The 228-nt window shown below is 61.8% G+C and carries 1 pseudogene; it reads left to right on the forward strand.

The features are described from left to right. Positions 1–228 (forward strand): annotated as a pseudogene (gene thiP / locus ACPYOI_RS37385) (thiamine/thiamine pyrophosphate ABC transporter permease ThiP); the annotation flags it as partial.

Below are 228 nucleotides of genomic sequence, written 5' to 3' on the forward strand. Positions count from 1 at the left end.
TCTTCCGCCTGGTCGAATGGCCGTGGCTGCGTCGTCAGATCCCGCCGGTTGTGGCTCTGATCTTTATGCTCTGTTTCGCCAGTTTTGCCACCGTGCTTTCACTCGGCGGCGGCCCGCAGGCCACCACCATCGAACTGGCAATTTACCAGGCGCTCAGTTACGACTATGACCCCGGCCGCGCCGCGCTGCTGGCGATGGTACAGATGGTTTGCTGCCTGTGCCTTGTGC

The organism is Rhizobium sp. SVR5-2C, from assembly GCF_056755115.1.